The sequence below is a fragment of the Rhodococcus sp. B7740 genome (assembly GCF_000954115.1).
In the GTDB taxonomy this organism is placed as follows: Bacteria; Actinomycetota; Actinomycetes; order Mycobacteriales; family Mycobacteriaceae; genus Rhodococcoides.
Window position 1 is genome coordinate 259358 of record NZ_CP010797.1, and the last position, 20629, is coordinate 279986.

The following is a 20629-nucleotide window of genomic DNA, read 5'->3' on the forward strand; positions in this document are numbered from 1 at the left end:
ATCTCCGGCCATGACGACGACACTGCCCATCGGGCTGACGGTCACCGCGCGCGTCCCGGCGTCGAGTGCCAACATCGGGCCCGGATTCGACAGTCTCGGAATCGCTTTGGGGCTGTACGACGAGATCGAGGTCAAGACCACCGCGTCGGGACTTCGGATTCACGTCGACGGTGAGGGTTCGGCGGACGTGCCGTGGGGCCCGACGCATCTGGTGGTGCGCGCCATCGAGCGGGGACTCGAAGCGGCCGGAGTGTGGGCCGACGGCCTGGATGTGCACTGCCGCAACGTAATTCCCCATTCGAGGGGGCTCGGATCCTCGGCGTCGGCTGTGGTCGGGGGCCTGGCGGCTGCCAATGCGCTCGCTGCGAAGGTGGATCGGTCGCTCGCGCTGTCGGAGGGCCAGCTCGTCCAGCTGTCGTCGGAATTCGAGGGTCATCCCGACAACGCGTCCGCGAGTTGCCTCGGCGGTGCGGTCGTGTCGTGGAGCGAACCGCCCAATGCCAGTGTGACGGCGCGCAAGTACGCGGCCGTTCGGCTCGAGGTGCACCCGAGCATCAAGGTCGTCGTGCTCGTACCGTCCGAGCGCTCGTCGACATCGCACACCCGGGGACTGTTGCCCGAGTTGGTGCCCCATCGCGACGCGGCCTTCAATGTCAGTCGAAGTGCACTCGCGGTGGTGGCGCTGACCGAGCGTCCGGATCTGTTGATGTCCGCGACGGAGGACCTGCTGCATCAAGGTCAGCGTGCTCAGGCGCTGCCCGACACCACGCGCTGGATCGCCACCTTGCGCGCGCGGTCCATCGCAGCCGTGGTGTCCGGCGCGGGCCCGACGGTCATGGCGCTGTGCACCGACGAGTTTCCGGCCGATCTGCGCGAGGCCGCGTCGGCCGAGGGGTGGCGAGTGCTCGACCTCGACGTGGCCGACGGAGTCACCGTCGCGTGACGAACACCGAGTAGGGTTCTTGCCGAGTGGGGACAACGGCGCTATGGTGAACCCTGTCCGTACATCGTGCGCTTCAGACGCCGGTTTCGTCAGGGCAATCAGGTCGCTGTATTCGGGGGATTCAAACGTCCGAGTGATGTGACGCTCCTGACTCGATCCTCCCCGTGGTTCTCTGCGGTCGAGGATCGATGGTGTCGTCGACGGAGTGCGTCGAACATGAACGGCAATATCCGAGTTCGGCAGAACGCCGAACTGCGGAACGAACCCTCGGCTGCGCATCGAGCGAGCGAGGGAAGGAAAGGACCTCCGTGACCGATACGGAACTTATCTCTGCGCCCGAAACGTCACGCCGACGTGCAGGCCTGTCCGGAATGGTTCTCACCGAGCTGCGCAGCCTCGCTGGTGAACTGGGGATCAAGAGCATTTCCGGCATGCGCAAGGGCGATCTGATCGCTGCGATCTCCGAGCGTCAGTCGGGCAGTGCACCGGCCAAGTCGGACGCGCCGAAATCCGATGCACCGAAGTCCGACGCACCGAGGTCGCGTCGTGCCGCTGCATCCGCGCCTGCCGTCGAAGATCGGCCTGCAGTGGAGGCGGCACCGAAGCAGTCGACTCCCGAAGCGCCGTCCGCGGACGCACCCGCGACGCAATCGGGCGATGCTGCCGATTCCGCCCCCGAGACGGGTCGCCGCACCCGCGGCCGTCGGGCCGCGGGTCGCCGCGCAGGTGCCCCCGATCAACTGCCACTCGACGACAGCAACGATTCGGCCGGATCCGCTCCCGCGGCCGCCGATTCGGCTGCAGCAGCGCCGCAGGCCGAGAAGCCGGACGAGACCGGGGACAACGCCGCCACCGAGCGCCCCCGTCGTAGTCGCGGCGAACGCAACCGCCAGGACGGGTCGGAGCGCGAACCGCGTGACGCCGACGGCAACCGCGACAACGCCAACCGTGACTCCGGAAGCCGGAATCAAGGCGACCGGGACGGCTCCAACCGCGAGAACGGCAACCGAGACAACGGAAACCGCAATCAGGGTGATCGGGACAACTCCAACCGTGACGGCGGCGGGCGCAATCAGGGCGGGCGCAATCGCAATCAGGGCGACGGTCGCAACGACAACCGCAACGAGGATCGCAACAACGGCCCGCGCGACAACCGCGACAACAACCAGGACGACGACGGCGAAGGCCGCGGACGTCGGGGACGTCGGTTCCGCGAACGCCGTCGCGGTCGCGACCGTGGCGACGGCAACGACGGTGGCGGTGGCCGCGAGCGCGACACCGAGATCCGCGAGGACGACGTTCTTCAGCCGGTAGCCGGCATCCTCGACGTTCTCGACAACTACGCGTTCGTCCGGACCTCCGGCTACCTCGCCGGACCGAACGACGTCTACGTCTCGATGAACCTCGTCCGCAAGAACGGCCTTCGACGCGGCGACGCGGTCACCGGTGCGGTTCGCGTGGCACGCGAAGGCGAGCAGTCGAGCCAGCGGCAGAAGTTCAATCCGCTCGTGCGACTGGACACCGTCAACGGGGGAGAGGTCGAGGCCGCGCGCAAGCGTCCGGAATTCGGCAAGCTCACCCCGCTGTACCCCAATCAGCGACTGCGCCTCGAGACGCAGCAGAACATCCTGACCACGCGCATCATCGACCTGGTGATGCCGATCGGCAAGGGCCAGCGCGCACTCATCGTCAGCCCGCCCAAGGCAGGTAAGACGAGCGTTCTGCAAGCCATCGCCAACGCGATCGCGATCAACAACCCCGAGTGCTACCTGATGGTCATCCTCGTCGACGAGCGTCCCGAGGAAGTGACGGACATGCAGCGCTCCGTCAAGGGCGAGGTCATCGCCTCGACGTTCGATCGGCCGCCGGGCGACCACACGGCGGTGGCCGAGTTGGCGATCGAGCGGGCCAAGCGTCTGGTCGAGGCCGGCCAGGACGTGGTGGTTCTGCTCGACTCGATCACTCGTCTGGGGCGTGCGTACAACAACAGCTCGCCCGCATCGGGCCGAATCCTGTCCGGTGGTGTCGACTCGACCGCGCTGTACCCGCCGAAGCGATTCCTCGGTGCGGCTCGAAACATCGAGCACGGCGGATCGTTGACGATCATCGCCACGGCCATGGTCGAAACCGGATCCACCGGTGACACCGTGATCTTCGAGGAGTTCAAGGGCACCGGTAACGCCGAGCTCAAGCTCGATCGCAAGATCGCCGAACGCCGCGTGTTCCCGGCAGTGGACATCAACCCGTCGAGCACCCGCCACGACGAGCTGCTCCTTGCTCCCGACGAGGCTGCCGTCGTGCACAAGCTGCGGCGCGTGCTGTCCGGACTGGACTCGCATCAGGCCATCGACCTGCTGGTCGACCGTTTGAAGAAGAGCAAGAACAACCTCGAGTTCCTGATGGAAGTCTCCAAGACTGCGCCGGGCGGGGCGAACGACTGACGGTTGTTCCCCGGACGTCGCGTCCGGGGAACAAGCCGACAGGTGCGCGCGTTGTAAGGATCTGTCGGCACAGAAGTACCGGCGATTAGCAGGTCAGATGCACGCTCTGGCATAATCAACGGCCGAGTCCGGTTCCGGTTCACGTCTTCGATCGGCGAAGACGACCCGGCGACCACTAGAGAGAACGGTAAGGACACCATGAAGGCAGGAATTCACCCCGACTACACACTGACGACAGTCGTCTGTGGTTGCGGCAATACTTTCGAGACCCGAAGCACCACCGACAAAGAGCGCATCAGCGTCGAGGTCTGCTCGCAGTGCCACCCCTTCTACACCGGCAAGCAGAAGATTCTCGACACCGGCGGCCGCGTCGCTCGCTTCGAGGCTCGCTACGGCAAGCGCGCCGGCAAGAAGGCCGACGCAGACAGCTAGCTGTTTCGCCGACGCCCGTCCTGTGCATCACAGGGCGGGCGTCGGCTTTTTTGTGTCCACATTCAGTTGCACCCGCGTTCGAGAGTGAGTCACCACCATGGCGAGAACAGACAAGCCTTCGGCCATCGACGACATCCTCGCCGAACACTCCGGACTCGAGCAGCAACTCGCCGACCCGGCACTGCACAACGATCCGTCCGCGGCCCGCAGAGCGGGCAAGAGATTCGCCGAACTGGCCCCCATCATGTCCGCGCACACCAAGCTGACCTCCGCGCAGGACGACCTCGAAGCCGCACGGGAGTTGGCAGCCGACGATTCGTCGTTCGCGGCCGAGATTCCCGACCTCGAAGCGACGGTGCTGCAGCTCGAGCAGACTCTGACCGACCTGCTGGCACCGCGCGATCCGCACGACGGCGACGACATCGTGATGGAGGTCAAGTCGGGTGAGGGCGGCGAGGAGTCGGCGCTCTTCGCGGCCGATCTCGCACGGATGTACGTGCGCTACGCCGAACGCCGCGGGTGGCGCGTGGAGGTGCTCGACGCGAACGTCTCCGACCTTGGCGGGTACAAGGACGCGACGTTGTCGATCAAGACCAAGGATCCCCTCGACGGCGTCTGGGCACGGCTGAAGTTCGAGGGCGGAGTCCACCGCGTCCAACGGGTACCGGTGACCGAATCGCAGGGGCGTGTACACACCTCTGCGGCAGGCATCCTGGTGTACCCCGAACCGGACGAAGTCGAAGAGGTCCAGATCGACGAGTCCGACTTGCGTATCGACGTGTACCGCTCGTCGGGCAAGGGTGGACAGGGCGTCAACACCACCGACTCCGCAGTCCGGCTCACGCACCTGCCCACGGGCATCGTGGTCACCTGCCAGAACGAGCGCTCGCAGCTGCAGAACAAGGCGCGCGCGATGCAGGTTCTCGCCGCTCGCCTACAGGCGGCCGCGGAGGAAGCGGCCAACGAAGAGGCCTCGGCCGGTCGAGCCAGCCAGGTGCGTACCGTCGACCGCTCGGAGCGGATCAGAACCTACAACTACCCCGAGAACCGCATCACCGATCACCGCATCGGCTTCAAGGCACACAACCTCGACGCTCTGCTCGACGGGGAAATGGATGCGTTGCTCGACGCGCTCGCCAAGGCAGACCGCGATGCGCGCATGCAGGCAGAGTAGCTGCGGCGCAAAGCTTTACAGATTTCGCCGGGCTGATTCACGGATAGGTGCGTTACCCTGGCGGCCAGGTTCGACCCCGTAACAGCGCCCGAGAGGCACACCAGAGATGAACCAGGCCCTGACCCCTGCAGGCGAGAACGCCGTGTCCGAGCTGTCGGCGCGCTACGGCGTCTCGACCGACGCCGTCCGCACCATGCTCGACGCCGTCAACAACGGCCGCGGCAGCATGGCGCAGTTCAACATTCCCGAGCTCGGCGGCAGTGGGCAATGGATGCGCGGCGGAATGACCATGGTGGGCAACATGTTCGATCACGGACTCAAGAGCCGGGTCGACGGCCTCTGCCGCGATCTGTCTGCGGTGCTCTCGCAGCATCAGGTGTACCCACCCAGAGAGACCGGCAGCGGCTCGTTCGGTGGCAACTCGTTCGGCGGCGGATCGTGGTGGCCGTCGGATCTCGGTACGCCGAGCTCGAGCGGTGGTCAGAACGGCTCGCAGTACGCCGTGTTCCCGGGTTCTCGACGCCTCGCCGTGTCGGTCGGCGGCGAACTGGCCGTGTACGACACTCTCGATCACTCCATCGGCGGGGTTCAGCAACAGCAGGGCGGTGGACCGGGCTCGCTGGAGTTCACCAGCCAGTACGGCACGTTCACCGCCGGCAGCCTGCCTCGCGTCGACCAGCAGTCGAGTGGAACGAACTCGCAGAACCAGCCGGCACCGCAATCCGCCTCGCCGCCCCACGCGCACGCGTCGTCCTCGGAACCGTCCTCGAACCAATCGCTCCGGAGCAACCCGTCGGGTGTTGACATCTCCGACATCACGGCGGCGATCGAGGCGCTGGCGGGTCTGCACGCGAAAGGCTTCCTGACCGACGACGAGTTCCACGCCAAGAAGTCGGAGTTGCTGGGGCGCTTGTGACCGGGCTGTCGGAGCCTCGTGGCAGTCTGTACGAGTGAGCCGCAAGCCGTTACGTCTGGCCATCCTCGAAGCAACATCGATGCTCGATGCTGCCGGTGTGCCGAGCCCACGGGTCGATGCGGAGCTGCTCGCCGCACACCTCGTCGGAGTCGATCGCGGCCGTCTCGGTCTGGTGCCGCTCGTGGAACCCGAGCTCGTCGAGGCGTACTTCCGAACCGTCGAGCAACGCGCGAAACGCATTCCGCTGCAATACATCACGGGAACCACGTCGCTGGGCAACATCGACGTCGAAGTAGGACCGGGCGTGTTCGTGCCCCGACCGGAAACCGAATTGTTGTTGGCCTGGGCTCTGGCGTTCCTCGAAAACGTCGACCACCACCCGCCGGTGATTCTCGATCTGTGCACGGGCTCGGGGGCATTGGCACTGGCGATCGCAAACGCTCGGCCCGACGCCGTCGTCCATGCCGTCGAACTCGACCCGTCGGCATTGGCGTGGGCCCGGCGCAATGCCGATCTGCGCAGTGGCCTCGGTGATTCCCCGATCGCACTGCACCACGGCGACGTCACGACCCGTGACCTGTTGACCGAGCTCGACGGTGCAGTCGACATGATCGTCGCCAACCCGCCCTACATCCCTGAGGGGGCAGAACTCGATCCCGAGGTGATCGACCACGATCCACACATGGCGCTGTTCGGCGGTGCGGACGGACTGTCGGTCATCGAACCGATGATCGCCAACATCGCCCGCTGGCTTCGGATCGGCGGTTGCGTCGCGATCGAACACGACGACTCCAATGGCAGCGAGGTTGCGGCGTTGCTGTCCAGGCGACGAGTGTTCACCGAGGTCACCGCGCATCCGGATCTGGCGGGTAGGCCCCGGTTCGTCGTCGCCGCACGGGCACACCCGGCCTCGGCCTGACGACGGGAACGGCAGGCGGGCGACACCTGACATCACTTCGTTATCGAAGGTGGAAGGATAGGTGCCGTGAGTACCGTCTACGACTGCCGTGAAGCCGACGCGCGCGCTGCCGGATTGACCGCTGCCCGCGGTGCCCTCAAGTCCGGCCGACTCGTCGTGATGCCTACCGACACCCTGTACGGGATCGCCGCCGATGCATTCGACGGCAGCGCCGTCACGGATCTGCTCCGCGCGAAGGGTAGGGGACGCGACATGCCCGTGCCCGTGCTCGTCGGATCGTGGAACACCATCGACGGACTGGTCCAGAGCGTCCGACCACGCACCCGAGATCTCATTCGTGCCTTCTGGCCCGGCGCACTGAGCATCGTCGTGCAGCAGGCTCCATCCCTGGCCTGGGATCTGGGCGACGCCCAGGGCACCGTCATGTTGCGGATGCCGCTGCACCCGGTTGCACTCGAGCTGTTGCGCGAGGTCGGCCCACTCGCGGTGTCCAGCGCCAACATCTCCGGCAGTCCACCCGCCACCACCGTGACGGAGGCACGAGAACAACTGGGCGGCTCGGCCGCTGTCTATCTGGACGGGGGACCGGCCGATCACGCGGTGGCGTCGACCATCATCGATCTGACGAGCGATCGAGCTCGAATTCTGCGGGTCGGTGCAATCCCCACCGAGAAGATTGCCGAGGTTCTCGGTGTCACCGCCGAAAGCCTGGTCCCGGGAGCGTCCTGACATGCCTGTCCGCGCCGCATGAGCGTCGAAATGCTGGCTCAGTCGAACCTGGGTGCAGGTGTTCCGATCCGCGAGCTGCTGCTGGTCTTTCTCACTGCCGCAGTGGTCACGTTCTTCGCCACCGGCGGGGTCCGCGTAGCCGCCGTCAAGTTCGGGGCCGTCGCCGTTCCACGTGATCGTGACGTCCACGTACAGGCGACCCCGAGGCTCGGGGGAGTGGGCATCTACGTGGGCATGCTGGCTGCGCTGCTGTTCGCGTCGCAGCTGCCCGCTCTGGCACGTGGATTCGATGTCGCCTACAACCGCGACATCCCGGCCGCGCTGGTCGCGGGCTTCGTGATCGTGCTCGTCGGCGTCATCGACGACCGATGGGGCCTGGACGCCCTCACCAAGTTCGTCGGCCAGGTAACGGCAGCGGGCGTGCTGGTGATCATGGGTGTCAGTTGGGTCGTCTTGTATCAGCCGTGGGGAGGCGAGCCCGGTCAGCCGGGCAGCACCCTGGTTCTCGATCAACTGCAGGCCGGATTGGTGACGGTTCTGATCACCGTCGTGATCGTCAATGCGATGAACTTCGTCGACGGTCTCGACGGTCTGGCGGCCGGTCTCGGGCTCATTTCCTCGGTGGCCATCTGCATCTTCTCGGTGGGGTTGCTGCAAGAGCAGGGAGGCGACGTCGGCGTCTACCCACCGGCGCTGATCGCAGCGGCGCTGGCGGGCGCGTGCCTGGGGTTCCTGCCGCACAATTTTCAGCCCGCGCGCATCTTCATGGGAGATTCGGGCTCCATGCTCATCGGGCTGACGCTGGCCACGATCTCGACGAGCGCCTCGGGGCGGATCCCGCTGACGGCGTACGGTCCACGAGATCTGTTGGGTTTGCTGTCGCCGCTGCTGCTGGTCGGGGCGGTGATGCTTATTCCGATCCTCGACCTGCTGCTGGCTGTCATCCGCCGCACCCGAGCAGGGCGCAGTCCCTTCAGTCCCGACAAGATGCATTTGCACCATCGGCTGCTCCAGATCGGACATTCGCACCGCCGGGTGGTGCTGGTGATCTATCTGTGGGTCGGTGTCCTCGCTTTCGGGGCGGTGGGGTCGTCCCTGTTGGATCGGCGAATCGTGGTGCTCCTGGTCGCGGCCGGCCTGGTGTTCGCGCTGGTCGTCACCGCTGTACCCACACTGAGGGTGGATCGATCGCATGGGTCGCGGGTACGAAGCGCTCGACGGGGCGGTTGATCCCGTCGGCTGTTCGCGGTCGCGTGCTGGGTACCCTCGACAACTGTGACCTTCACTCCGCAGTCCATGCCCGATCAATTCGCGCCGCTGCGTGCCGCAGTCCGATACGGACTCATCGGACTGGTGGTGCTGACCGTCGTGAGTGTGGGTATATCCGTGGCTGCGGCCGGAACGCCCGGCCTGTGGGGATCGATCATCGGCGTGGCCATCGGCGGAGGCTTCGTCATCACGACGGCGTTGTCGGTTGCTCTGACCACGCGTTTCCCGGCCTCGGCGGTCGGAGCCCTGTTGTTGGGCGGTTGGTTGGTGAAGATGGTGATCGCCCTGATCGTGCTGGTCGCACTCAAGGATGCCGACTTCTACAACCGTTACTCGTTGGGACTGACCATTCTGGGAGCACTCGTCGTCGTTCTCGGTGCGGAGGTCTTCGGGGTCGTCAAGACCAAGGTGGCCTACGTGGACAGCGTCCCCGCCGAGGACAAGACCGACGATCGGTAGTACGACAGCCTGTCGTAATCGGTTAAGCTGAGGGCCGCCTACACAACGTCGTAGTTCTGTTGATAAAGTTTGCATCAAGCGGCGGGCAAGACCGGGACGAAAGAGACTTTTTCCCCGGACTCGACCCCCGCAGGTAGCAGTCAGCGTGAGCTTCCTTACAGTAGGCCCGGAGTCATCGACTTCGGCAACGTAAGGTTCCGCCCTGAGAGTTGCCGAGTCGACGTGAGTCGCCGACACCCGACAGACGCTTGGCCGATGAAGACCGGGCCTCAGCCTCTGACGATTGCGAGCCGATTTTCGTCGACTTGATAGATCGTCATTGTCCGATCGAACCGCAGTCGCTACCCGGCTGCGGCCCGAACACGGGAGAGACCGCTGAGCGTCACCACCCTGGCTGCGGAATACAGTCCGCCGTCACTATCCGATTTCTTTCCTCCCGCGGTGCTGTTCGAGGGGACCCCGTTCGAGCTCGACAGGCTGATGCTCATCCGCATCCTGATGTCGGCGATTCTGATCATCTTCATGGTGGTTGCCCTCCGCAGCCCGAAGATCGTTCCGCGTGGTCTTCAGAACGTCGGAGAGATCGCTCTCGATTTCGTTCGGATCCACGTCGCAGAAGATGTGCTCGGTAAAGAACAGGGTCGTCGGTTCCTGCCCGTCATCATGACCATCTTCTTCACTGTGTTCGCGGTGAACGCGAGCGCCGTCATTCCGTTTCTGAACATCTCGTCGAATGCCCGCATCGGTCTACCGATCGTGCTCGCCGCGGTCGCGTACGTCGCGTTCATCTACGCAGGTGTCAAGAAGTTCGGAGTCGGAAAGTTCGTCAAGGGCACCATCGTCATCCCGGGCATTCCGCCCGCGATGCACGTGCTGCTGATCCCGCTCGAGTTCGTCTCGAACTTCGTACTCCGTCCGTTCACTCTGACGGTGCGTCTGCTCGCCAACATGCTGGCCGGCCACATCATGCTCGTGCTGTTCTTCAGCGCGACCCAGTTCTTCCTCTTCGAGGCGTCGGCCGGGCTGAAGATCTTCGCTGCACCCTCGCTCATCATGGGCTTCTTGTTCACGATGTTCGAGATGCTGGTGATCTTCCTCCAGGCCTACATTTTCGCGCTGCTCACGGCGATCTACATCGATCTGTCGCTGCACGCCGACTCGCACTGACCGACCAACTGACCGAACCAGCTACACCGCCACTTCCGACACCCGGATGTGGACCGAAGAAAGGGAACGGAAAACCCAATGAGCCTTGAAGTTCTGGCCCAGGCGCAGGAAATCACCGCAAGCGGATACGGCGCCATCGGCTACGGCCTCGCAGCGATCGGCGGTGGCATCGGCCTCGGCCTGGTCGTCGCCAAGAACATGGAAGCAACCGCTCGTCAGCCCGAGCTGGCCGGTCAGCTCCGTACCACCATGTTCCTCGGCATCGCATTCACCGAGTCCCTCGCCCTGATCGGCCTCGTCGCCGGCTTCATTCTCTGAGAGCGCGATGACAAACGCGATTACGTTGCTGGCGGCGGAGGGGGAGGAATACAACCCTCTTCTGCCCGCAACCTACGACATCGTTTGGTCGATCGTCTGTGTCGCGGCAATCGGCTTCCTCTTCTGGAAGTACGTGGTGCCGCGCTTCACCAAGGTTCTCGCTGAGCGTTCCGAGCTCATCGAAGGCGGAATCAAGAAGGCCGAAGAGGCACAGGCAGAAGCCAAGGCTGCACTCGAGCAGTACCACGCTCAGCTGGCCGACGCCCGTTCCGAGGCCGCGCAGATCCGTGAGGAAGCGCGCACCCAGGGGCAGGCGATTCTCGCCGAGATGAAGGAAAAGGCGCAGGAAGAAAGCGACCGGATCGTGGCTGCAGGTCACAATCAGCTCGTTGCTCAGCGTCAGCAGATCGTCACCGAACTTCGTGGCGACCTCGGACGCACGGCCGTCGAACTCGCCGAGAAGGTCATCGGAGAGCAGCTGTCCGACGACGCGAAGCGTTCCAGTTCGATCGATCGCTTCCTCAACGAGTTGGATTCCGTCACCGCGGACTCCGCATCCGGAAAGTGAGTCGAACCATGTACGCAACTTCTCGTGAGGCACTCGCTCGCACGCGGTCGGTCGCCCACGAAGCTCTGGGGTCCGCGTCGGCAGGCGAGGCAACAGCCGTCGCTGCTCAGACCGGTGCCGAGTTGTTCGCCGTCGTCGAGACTCTCGACGCGCAGCGCACGTTGCGTACCGCTCTTGCCGACTCGTCGGTCGAGGGCGTTCGGCGAAGCGATCTGGCCGGAGAGGTCTTCTCCGGCCAGGTGTCGAGTGCAACGGCGACGATCGTCAAGGCCGCGGCAGGCGAAAGCTGGTCCAACGCCCGTGACCTGCTGAACTCGCTGGTCGAGCTGGGTCGTGAAGCTCTGCTTCGCGCCGCGGCCGATCAGGATCAGTTGGACACGGTCGAGGACGAACTGTTCCGGCTCGGACGGATCATCGCTGCCAACCCGCAGCTCGAGCAGGCCCTGTCGGATCGCTCGAAGCCTTCGCAGGCCAAGCGCGAACTGCTCGGTCGTCTGCTCTACGGCAAGGTCACCGCGGTCACCGAGGCGCTCGCAGTTCAGGCTGTGACGCGTCCGGGGAAGGCGGCCCCCGCCGACGTACTCAACGGTCTGGCCGATCTGGCCGCCGAACAGCGCGACCGCGCGGTGGCACACGTCCGGAGCGCAGCACCACTGAGCGACAGTCAGCTCGAGAAGCTGACGGCCACCTTGACCCGCACGTACGGCAAGCAGGTCACGGTGCATGTCGAGGTCGATACCGAACTGCTCAGCGGACTTGTCGTTCGTATCGGCGACGAGGTCATCGACGGTAGCGGGGCAGGCCGCCTCGCTGCATTGCGAAAGACGCTCAAATAGTCCGACACGGACACAGTAACGAGAAGAAGCGTCTCGACTTTCGAGACATTTCACCCCGCGATCATTTGAAGGAAGAGCAGGAAACACTATGGCGGAGCTGACGATCTCCTCCGACGAGATCCGTAGCGCGATCGATAACTTCACCGCGAGCTACTCACCGGAGTCTTCCCGCGAGGAGGTCGGCACGGTTACGGACACGAGCGACGGAATCGCTCACGTGTCCGGATTGCCGTCGGCGATGTCCAACGAACTGCTGGAATTCCCCGGCGGAGTCCTCGGTGTCGCGCTGAACCTGGATGCCACCGAAATCGGTGCCGTCATCCTCGGTGACTACGAGCACATCGAAGAAGGCCAGGAAGTCAAGCGCACCGGAGACGTGCTGTCGGTCCCCGTGGGCGACGGCTACCTCGGCCGCGTCGTCGATCCTCTGGGCAAGCCCATCGACGGCCTCGGCGACATCGAGTCCTCCGAGACCCGCGCCCTCGAACTGCAGGCTGCCTCGGTGCTCGAGCGTCAGCCCGTCGAGGAGCCGCTGCAGACCGGCATCAAGGCGATCGACGCCATGACCCCGATCGGCCGCGGCCAGCGTCAGCTCATCATCGGCGACCGCAAGACCGGCAAGACCGCGGTCTGCATCGACGCGATCCTGAACCAGAAGGCCAACTGGGAGAGCGGTGACGAGAAGAAGCAGGTTCGCTGCATCTACGTCGCCATCGGCCAGAAGGGCTCCACGATCGCAGGCGTCAAGGCTGCACTCGAAGAGCAGGGCGCACTCGAATACACGACCATCGTCGCGGCTCCCGCGTCCGATTCGGCCGGCTTCAAGTGGCTCGCCCCTTACACCGGCTCGGCCATCGGCCAGCACTGGATGTACCAGGGCAAGCACGTCCTCATCGTGTTCGACGACCTGACCAAGCAGGCCGAGGCATACCGCGCCATCTCGCTGCTGCTGCGTCGCCCGCCGGGCCGCGAGGCATACCCCGGTGACGTCTTCTACTTGCACTCCCGTCTGCTGGAGCGTTCGGCGAAGCTGTCCGACGAGCTCGGTGGCGGATCGTTGACGGCCCTGCCGATCATCGAGACCAAGGCCAACGACGTCTCGGCGTACATCCCCACCAACGTCATCTCCATCACCGACGGCCAGGTCTTCCTGGAATCGGACCTGTTCAACAAGGGCGTCCGTCCCGCGATCAACGTCGGCATCTCGGTGTCCCGAGTCGGCGGCGCGGCACAGACCAAGGGCATGAAGAAGGTCTCCGGATCTCTTCGCCTCGAGCTCGCTCAGTTCCGCGAGCTGGAAGCCTTCTCGGCGTTCGCTTCCGACCTCGACGCGGCCTCCAAGGCACAGCTCGAGCGCGGCGCACGTCTGGTCGAACTGCTCAAGCAGGATCAGTATGCCCCGGTTGCCGTCGAAGATCAGATCGTCTCGATCTGGCTCGCAGGCCAGGGTACGTACGACTCGGTGCCCGTCGGCGACGTCCGTCGCTTCGAGACCGAGCTGCTCGAGGATCTGCACCGTAACGCCGGCGGCGTCTACGACAGCATTGCCGGCGGCAAGGCCCTCGACGAGGACAACCAGAAGGCACTGACCGAGGCGACCGAGAAGTTCAAGGCCGGATTCGTCGATTCGGACGGCAACCGCGTCGTCAACGAAGCGGAGGCCGACACTCTGAACGCCGATGAGGTCAGCCAGGAGCAGGTCAACGTCACCCGCAAGACAGTCAGCAAGTAGGCCGGCGATGACAGGTGACAAGACGAGTACAGAAGGGAGCGTGAACAGCTAAATGGCAAGCATTCTCGAGCTTCGCTCCCGCATCAAGTCGGTCAACTCGACCAAGAAGATCACCAAAGCACAAGAGTTGATCGCGACATCGCGAATCACCAAGGCTCAGGCTCGCGTTGCCGCATCGAAGCCGTATGCGGAAGAGATCACCAAGGTGCTCTCCGCGTTGGCGAGTGCATCGAGCTCGCTCGATCACCCGCTGCTCAACGAGCGACCCGAGCCCAAGCGTGCTGCGGTTCTGGTCGTGACCAGCGACCGCGGTATGTGCGGCGGCTACAACTCCAACGTGCTCAAGGAAACGGAGGAGCTGTTCCAGCTGCTCCGTTCCGAGGGCAAGGATCCGGTCATCTACGTCCTCGGCGCAAAAGGCCTGGGCTACTACACATTCCGCGAGCGGGATGTGAAGGGTGCCTGGACGGGCTTCTCACAGGAGCCCGGCTATGCCGACGCGGCCAAGGCGAGCAGGCACCTGGTCGAGCTGTTCATGGCCGGCTCGGGCACCGAGGTCGACGCTCCCAACGGTGAAGGCACCGTCGAGGGCGTGGACGAGTTGCACATCGTCTACACCCGCTTCGTGTCGATGCTCACGCAGAAGCCCGAAGTTCGCCGTATGGCACCGCTCGAAATCTCGTACACCGACGAGGAATTCGAGATGGGTGCAGATGCGCTGAGCGACTCGCCGAACGCAGATGTGCAGGCACAGTACGAGTTCGAGCCGGAAGCAGGAACGCTGCTCTCGGCGCTGCTGCCCAAGTACATCAGCACCAGGATCTACGCGTCGTTGCTCGATGCAGCAGCGTCGGAGTCCGCGGCGCGTCGTACCGCCATGAAGGCAGCGACGGACAACGCGAACGAATTGGTCGAGACCCTGAGCCGCCAGGCCAACCAGGCTCGGCAGGCCCAGATCACCCAGGAAATCAGCGAAATCGTCGGTGGCGCCAACGCGTTGGCCGACAGCGCAGGAAGTGACTAAGCAATGACCGCAGCAGTAGCCCAAGAGAACGCGAGCGGAGCGGACACACAGTCCGGCCGTGTCGTTCGGGTCATCGGCCCCGTTGTGGACGTCGAGTTCCCGCGCGGCTCGATTCCCGCACTGTTCAATGCCCTCAACGCAGAGATCACTCTGCCGACCGTGGCCAAGACCCTGACGCTCGAGGTCGCACAGCACCTCGGCGACAACTTGGTTCGCACCATCTCGATGCAGCCCACCGACGGACTCGTCCGCGGCACTGCAGTCGTCGACTCGGGCAAGCCGATCTCGGTTCCCGTCGGTGACGTCGTCAAGGGCCACGTGTTCAACGCCCTCGGTGACTGCCTGGACACCCCCGGACTCGGCCGCGACGGCGAGCAGTGGGGCATCCACCGGAAGCCACCAGCCTTCGATCAGCTCGAGGGCAAGACAGAGATCCTCGAGACCGGCATCAAGGTCATCGACCTTCTGACCCCGTACGTCAAGGGCGGAAAGATCGGATTGTTCGGTGGTGCCGGCGTCGGCAAGACCGTTCTGATCCAGGAAATGATCACTCGTATCGCACGCGAGTTCTCCGGCACCTCGGTGTTCGCAGGAGTCGGCGAGCGCACCCGTGAGGGCACCGACCTTCACCTCGAGATGGAAGAGATGGGCGTCCTCCAGGACACCGCCCTCGTCTTCGGCCAGATGGACGAGCCGCCCGGCACGCGTATGCGCGTGGCGTTGTCGGCACTGACCATGGCGGAGTACTTCCGCGATGTTCAGGGACAGGACGTTCTTCTGTTCATCGACAACATCTTCCGCTTCACCCAGGCCGGTTCGGAGGTGTCGACCCTTCTCGGTCGCATGCCGTCGGCCGTCGGTTACCAGCCCACGCTGGCGGACGAGATGGGTGAGCTCCAGGAGCGCATCACCTCGACCCGTGGACGCTCGATCACCTCGCTGCAGGCGATCTACGTTCCCGCCGACGACTACACCGACCCGGCCCCGGCCACGACGTTCGCGCACCTCGATGCGACCACCGAGCTCTCGCGTCCGATTTCGCAGATGGGTATCTACCCCGCTGTGGACCCGCTGAGCTCCACCTCACGCATCCTCGAGCCCGGCATCGTCGGCGCGGAGCACTTCCGCGTCGCCAACGAGGTCAAGCGGATCCTGCAGAAGTACAAGGAACTGCAGGACATCATCGCCATCCTCGGTATGGACGAGCTTCAGGAAGAGGACAAGGTTCTGGTCGGCCGCGCACGTCGCCTCCAGAAGTTCCTCGGCCAGAACTTCATCGTTGCCGAGAAGTTCACCGGCGAGGCCGGTTCGGTCGTGTCGCTCTCCGACACCATCGAGGCATTCGACAAGGTCACCAAGGGTGAGTACGACCACCTTCCCGAGCAGGCCTTCAACAGCTGTGGCGGTCTCGACGATGTCGAGGCAGCCGCGAAGAAGATGGCCGGAAAGTAGACCGACGTGACTTCTTCCGAGAAGAGCGGCATGGAGGTCTCCCTGGTCGCTGTGGAGCAAAAGCTGTGGTCCGGTACCGCGACCATCGTCAGCGCCCAGACCACCGAAGGTGAGATCGGCATCATGCTGGGCCACGAGCCCGTCCTCGGTCAGTTGATCGAGGGTGGCACGGTGTCGATCACGACCACGGACGGCGAGAAGCTCATCGCGGCCGTCCACGGTGGATTCCTGTCGGTGACGGGCAAGACGGTCACCGTGCTGGCAGAATCGGCCGATTTCGCCGACGACATCGATGTCGAGGCGGCACGGGCTGTAGTGGCAGAGAACGGCGACGACGTCGAGGCCATTGCGGTGGCCAAGGGTCGTATCCGCGCTGTCGAGCGGTCCTAGGTTCACGAGAAGCCGCGACGAGACCTGCGATGCACTACGGATTGATTGTTCTGATCATTCTGGTTGTGCTGCTCGCAGGGCTCGTCGCGGCTTTCGCGTACCGTCTGATGGTTCTTCGCCGCGGTGGAACCGCGGCGATCATGCGGGTGTTGCCGTCGGACGGCGGCGCAGGTTGGCGTCACGGCATCATCCGGTACGGCGACAACACGCTGGTCTTCTTCAAGCTGTCTAGTCTTCGCCCCGGCCCTGATCACCGCCTGGGTCGGCAGGACATTCACGTGGGTGATCGACGAACCCCACGGGACACCGAGTTCGACATCATGACTCCCGACATCGCGGTGTTGGAACTGTCAGACAACGGCAAATATTTCGAGATCGCCCTGGACAGAAGTGCGTTGACCGCTTTCCTGTCCTGGGTCGAGTCTCGGCCCTCCGGCCGCTCGCGTCGTCGCAGGCCTGCGGCCTGATCAGCTCTCGTCGGTAGCCGGTTCACCCGGCGTGCGGCTCGATCCGGGGATCCACTGGACGTCGCCTTCGGGGTTGGCGTAGCGGCTCAGAATGAACAGTAGGTCCGAGAGTCGGTTGAGGTATTTCGCGGGCAAGGCACTCGTTGTCTCCGGGCTTGCGTGCACAGCAGCCCACGCCGACCGCTCCGCGCGTCGGGCCACCGTTCGCGATACGTGAAGCAGCGCTCCCAGCGGCGTTCCGCCGGGCAGGATGAACGACGTCAGGGCGGGAAGATCCTCGTTGAACTCGTCGCACCACCCTTCGAGGCGGTCCACGTAGCTCTGATCGATGCGCAGTGGCGGGTACTGCGGATTCTCGACGACCGGAGTCGACAGATCGGCGCCCGCGTCGAAAAGATCGCTCTGGATCGTGCGGATCACCGAGTGGACCGATTCGGGCGGGTTGCCCAGTGCGAGAACCACACCGAGGCTGGCGTTGGTCTCGTCGCAGTCAGCGTAGGCAATCAGTCGTTCGTCGTTCTTGGACACCCTCGAGAAATCGCTCAGCCCGGTGGTCCCGTCGTCGCCGGTTCTCGTATAGATGCGGGTGAGGTGGACGGCCATGGGCGCTACGGTACCGCGCGGGTGTCGGCCGGTCCCGCTGGCTACGCTGTCGACGTGAGTGAACGCTTTTTGGTCAACGGTGGTAATCGCCTCGTCGGTGAGGTGGCGGTCGGTGGTGCGAAGAACAGCGTCCTCAAATTGATGGCGGCGGCGCTGCTGGCAGAGGGTACGAGCACGATCACCAATTGCCCCGACATCCTGGACGTGCCACTGATGGCAGAGGTGTTGCGTGGGCTCGGCTGTGAGGTCGAGTTGGAGGGATCGGTCGTTCACATCACCACGCCTGCCATGCCGAAGTATCACGCCGATTTCGCGGCAGTTCGCCAGTTCCGAGCGTCGGTGTGCGTGTTGGGACCGCTGGTTGCGCGGTGCAAGCGAGCAGTTGTGGCACTGCCGGGTGGTGACGCGATCGGGTCGCGTCCCCTTGACATGCACCAGTCGGGTCTTCAACTGCTCGGGGCGCGCAGCGAGATTCAGCACGGGTGTGTCGTCGCCGAAGCAGACGAATTGCGCGGCGCGAACATCAGACTGGCTTTTCCGTCCGTCGGTGCCACCGAGAACATCCTGATGGCCGCAGTCCTGGCCACCGGGGAGACGGTCATCGACAACGCCGCGCGTGAGCCGGACATCGTCGACGTGTGCAACATGCTCAACGAGATGGGTGCCGACGTCCGTGGTGCAGGCACGTCGACCTTGACCATCCGTGGTGTGAGCGCGCTGAAGCCGACGACCCATCGGGTGATCGGCGATCGCATCGTTGCTGCGACCTGGGGAATCGCCGCTGCCATGACGCGTGGGGATGTGCGAGTCCGTGGTGTCAATCCCAAGCACCTGTCGTTGGTGTTGGACAAGCTGAGATCTGCCGGTGCCGAGGTCACCAGCGAGCCGGACGGCTTCCGCGTCGTTCAGCGCGAGCGGCCGCGGGCGGTCAATTTCGCGACGCTTCCGTATCCAGGGTTCCCGACCGACCTGCAGCCGATGGCCATCGGGCTTGCCACCGTCGCCGACGGCACGTCGATGATCACCGAGAACGTCTTCGAGGCTCGATTCCGATTCGTCGAGGAGATGATCAGGCTGGGGGCCGACGCGCGTACCAATGGACACCATGCGGTGGTTCGCGGTGTGCCGCAGCTGTCCAGTGCGCCGGTGTGGTCCTCCGATATCCGAGCCGGAGCGGGTCTTGTGCTTGCGGGATTGGTGGCCGACGGCACGACAGAGGTGCACGACGTGTTTCACATCGATCGCGGTTACCCGAGATTCGTGGAGAACCTGAGTGCACTCGGTGGCAGCATCGAGCGGGTCAGCTGAGTAGCGCGGCTTCCAGCGCCTCGACCAATATGCTGATGGCATAATCCAATTCGTCGTCGGAGACGGAGCCGTACCCGACGACGATCCCACCGCGCGCTGTGGGCGAGCGGGTCGAGTGCTCGAGCGTCGGTACGTCCACACCCTTCGTGGCGCAGGACGTAGCGACGGCACGGGCTGCGTCGGAATCGAGTACCAACACCGTGTGCAGTCCGGCTCCTACTCCCCGGAGGTCGCCGAACCTGGCCAGCGCTGCGGCGACCATGCGGTCGCGGGTGCGATAAAGCCGTCGCGCCGTTCGAACGGCTCTGTCCCATTCGCCGTCCCGCAGCATCGACGTCATTGCCTGCTGAACGGGAACCGATGGAAGATCGCCGATTGCGCGGCGCGTTGCCGAGATGCGGTCGACCATCGACCGGGGTGCCACCATCCAGCCGAGACGTATCCCGGCACCGAGGGTCTTGGAGACGGTGCCGAGGTAGACGGTTCGGTCGGGTGCCAATTCGGCCACAGTGGGTAAAGGTGCTGCACCGTAACGGAATTCGGAGTCGTAGTCATCCTCGATGATCATCGAATCGTTGTCGCGGGCCCAGTCTGCCAGGGCGCGCCGGCGGCCGATGGGCATGAAGGCCCCGGTCGGGTACTGGTGCGACGGCGTGACGTACACCGCTGGTGTCCGCGGGGGAGCCGAGCCGAGCTGTTCGACGATCAGGCCGGCACCGTCGACGGAAACGTCGTGTACCGACCATCCGCGGTGCGTCGCAAGCGCAGCAGCGGACTTGTAGCCCGGATTCTCCAGTGCCAGAACATGTTCTATCGACTCGGCAACCGAAAGCGCACCCAGGGCGAGATCGAGACCATGGATGCTGCCCGTCGTGATCACGATCGACGCCGGGGTGGTGTGAAGACCGCGTGCGCGGCGCAGAAGCTCGGCGACGCGAGTTCTGAGCTCGAGCGTGCCGGCCGAATCGGGATAGTCGCCCGGGGGCGGTGTGCTGCCGACGTCGCGCCATGCGCGCTTCCAGGCATCCGACGCTGAGGGTGGAGTCCACGGGATTCCCGGACGGAGAGATATGCGCGGGGGAGTTCGTGATGGTGCTTGTGCGCTCGGCGACACCGCCACCGACCGACCTGCGCGGGGGATACGTCGGACATAGTTGCCCGAACCGCGCCGGGGATCGAGCCATCCTTCCGCGACGAGCTGTTCGTAAGCCTTCTCCACGACCGCACGCGCAATGCCCAGATCGACGGAAAGTGCTCGGGTACTGGGTAATCGAGAATCGGGTTGCAGCTCTCCGTCGTCGATTGCGGATCGGATGCGATCGGCCAACTGGACGGGAAGCGTCCGAGAGTCGGCGCGGTCGATGGTGATCGACAGAGAGATCGGGAGCATGGAGCTTCGGTATCCCTTGGCTTTCTCGACGAAGTGGCCTGAACAAGTTTGCCTTGATTGGACCATGACAGAAGGCCACTTGTCCGGCATCT

21 protein-coding genes are annotated in these 20629 nt (G+C 64.5%); 19 read left to right on the plus strand and 2 right to left on the minus strand.

Annotated elements, in window-relative coordinates; translation table 11 throughout:
- The first annotated feature begins 10 nt into the window (after positions 1-10).
- The 18 genes from thrB (at position 11) to NY08_RS01270 (ending at position 17236) form a co-directional block, all read left to right on the plus strand.
- Complete coding sequence (gene thrB, locus NY08_RS01185; protein ID WP_045194465.1) at positions 11-943, plus strand: homoserine kinase; 933 nt, start codon at positions 11-13, stop codon at positions 941-943.
- 371 nt (positions 944-1314) lie between these two features.
- Positions 1315-3384, plus strand: a complete 2070-nt coding sequence (gene rho / locus NY08_RS01190; protein WP_045194467.1) for a transcription termination factor Rho — start codon at positions 1315-1317, stop codon at positions 3382-3384.
- Between the two features lie 198 nt (positions 3385-3582).
- Entirely contained in the window at positions 3583-3816 is a 234-nt protein-coding gene (gene rpmE / locus NY08_RS01195) for a 50S ribosomal protein L31 (protein ID WP_008715081.1), read from the plus strand.
- 97 nt (positions 3817-3913) lie between these two features.
- Complete coding sequence (gene prfA, locus NY08_RS01200; protein ID WP_032393514.1) at positions 3914-4990, plus strand: peptide chain release factor 1; 1077 nt, start codon at positions 3914-3916, stop codon at positions 4988-4990.
- Positions 4991-5096: 106 nt separating this feature from the next.
- A complete protein-coding gene (locus NY08_RS01205) occupies positions 5097-5906 on the plus strand; it encodes an SHOCT domain-containing protein (protein WP_045194472.1) in 810 nt (269 codons plus the stop codon).
- A 34-nt stretch (positions 5907-5940) separates the two neighbouring features.
- The gene (prmC, locus tag NY08_RS01210; RefSeq protein ID WP_045194474.1) at positions 5941-6825 is read left to right on the plus strand and encodes a peptide chain release factor N(5)-glutamine methyltransferase; all 885 of its coding nucleotides are present in this window, start codon (positions 5941-5943) and stop codon (positions 6823-6825) included.
- A 66-nt stretch (positions 6826-6891) separates the two neighbouring features.
- Complete coding sequence (locus NY08_RS01215; RefSeq protein WP_045194476.1) at positions 6892-7554, plus strand: L-threonylcarbamoyladenylate synthase; 663 nt, start codon at positions 6892-6894, stop codon at positions 7552-7554.
- Positions 7555-7572: 18 nt separating this feature from the next.
- Positions 7573-8784 carry a glycosyltransferase family 4 protein gene (locus tag NY08_RS01220; protein WP_045194478.1) on the plus strand — a complete coding sequence of 404 codons (1212 nt, stop codon included), beginning with the start codon at positions 7573-7575 and terminating at the stop codon, positions 8782-8784.
- 66 nt (positions 8785-8850) lie between these two features.
- Positions 8851-9282 (plus strand): hypothetical protein, encoded by a 432-nt coding sequence (locus NY08_RS01225; protein WP_045199492.1) that lies wholly within the window; start codon positions 8851-8853, stop codon positions 9280-9282.
- Positions 9283-9723: 441 nt separating this feature from the next.
- Entirely contained in the window at positions 9724-10449 is a 726-nt protein-coding gene (atpB, locus tag NY08_RS01230; RefSeq protein ID WP_032393520.1) for a F0F1 ATP synthase subunit A, read from the plus strand.
- 78 nt (positions 10450-10527) lie between these two features.
- The gene (locus NY08_RS01235; RefSeq protein ID WP_008715092.1) at positions 10528-10767 is read left to right on the plus strand and encodes an ATP synthase F0 subunit C; all 240 of its coding nucleotides are present in this window, start codon (positions 10528-10530) and stop codon (positions 10765-10767) included.
- Between the two features lie 7 nt (positions 10768-10774).
- Entirely contained in the window at positions 10775-11335 is a 561-nt protein-coding gene (locus NY08_RS01240; RefSeq protein ID WP_032393521.1) for a F0F1 ATP synthase subunit B, read from the plus strand.
- Positions 11336-11343: 8 nt separating this feature from the next.
- Positions 11344-12171 carry a F0F1 ATP synthase subunit delta gene (locus NY08_RS01245; RefSeq protein WP_045194484.1) on the plus strand — a complete coding sequence of 276 codons (828 nt, stop codon included), beginning with the start codon at positions 11344-11346 and terminating at the stop codon, positions 12169-12171.
- An 88-nt stretch (positions 12172-12259) separates the two neighbouring features.
- On the plus strand, positions 12260-13903 hold the full coding sequence (atpA, locus tag NY08_RS01250; protein ID WP_032393523.1) for a F0F1 ATP synthase subunit alpha: 1644 nt from the start codon (positions 12260-12262) through the stop codon (positions 13901-13903).
- 52 nt (positions 13904-13955) lie between these two features.
- Complete coding sequence (locus NY08_RS01255; protein ID WP_045194485.1) at positions 13956-14927, plus strand: F0F1 ATP synthase subunit gamma; 972 nt, start codon at positions 13956-13958, stop codon at positions 14925-14927.
- Positions 14928-14930: 3 nt separating this feature from the next.
- Positions 14931-16379 (plus strand): F0F1 ATP synthase subunit beta, encoded by a 1449-nt coding sequence (atpD, locus tag NY08_RS01260; protein WP_027497899.1) that lies wholly within the window; start codon positions 14931-14933, stop codon positions 16377-16379.
- Positions 16380-16409: 30 nt separating this feature from the next.
- On the plus strand, positions 16410-16769 hold the full coding sequence (locus NY08_RS01265) for a F0F1 ATP synthase subunit epsilon (protein WP_032393525.1): 360 nt from the start codon (positions 16410-16412) through the stop codon (positions 16767-16769).
- Between the two features lie 29 nt (positions 16770-16798).
- Positions 16799-17236 (plus strand): DUF2550 domain-containing protein, encoded by a 438-nt coding sequence (locus NY08_RS01270; protein ID WP_045194488.1) that lies wholly within the window; start codon positions 16799-16801, stop codon positions 17234-17236.
- Here NY08_RS01270 and NY08_RS01275 read toward each other — a convergent pair whose 3' ends face one another.
- Positions 17237-17839, minus strand: a complete 603-nt coding sequence (locus NY08_RS01275) for a cob(I)yrinic acid a,c-diamide adenosyltransferase (RefSeq protein WP_045194489.1) — start codon at positions 17837-17839, stop codon at positions 17237-17239. It abuts the gene before it with no gap.
- A 54-nt stretch (positions 17840-17893) separates the two neighbouring features.
- On the opposite strand from NY08_RS01275, the gene murA reads away from it, so the two are divergent.
- Entirely contained in the window at positions 17894-19147 is a 1254-nt protein-coding gene (murA, locus tag NY08_RS01280; RefSeq protein ID WP_045199494.1) for a UDP-N-acetylglucosamine 1-carboxyvinyltransferase, read from the plus strand.
- On the opposite strand, the gene pdxR is transcribed toward murA, so the two are convergent.
- The gene (gene pdxR, locus NY08_RS01285) at positions 19140-20537 is read right to left on the minus strand and encodes a MocR-like pyridoxine biosynthesis transcription factor PdxR (RefSeq protein WP_045194491.1); all 1398 of its coding nucleotides are present in this window, start codon (positions 20535-20537) and stop codon (positions 19140-19142) included. The two genes, murA and pdxR, sit on opposite strands and share 8 nt — an antisense overlap.
- Positions 20538-20629 lie beyond the last annotated feature (92 nt).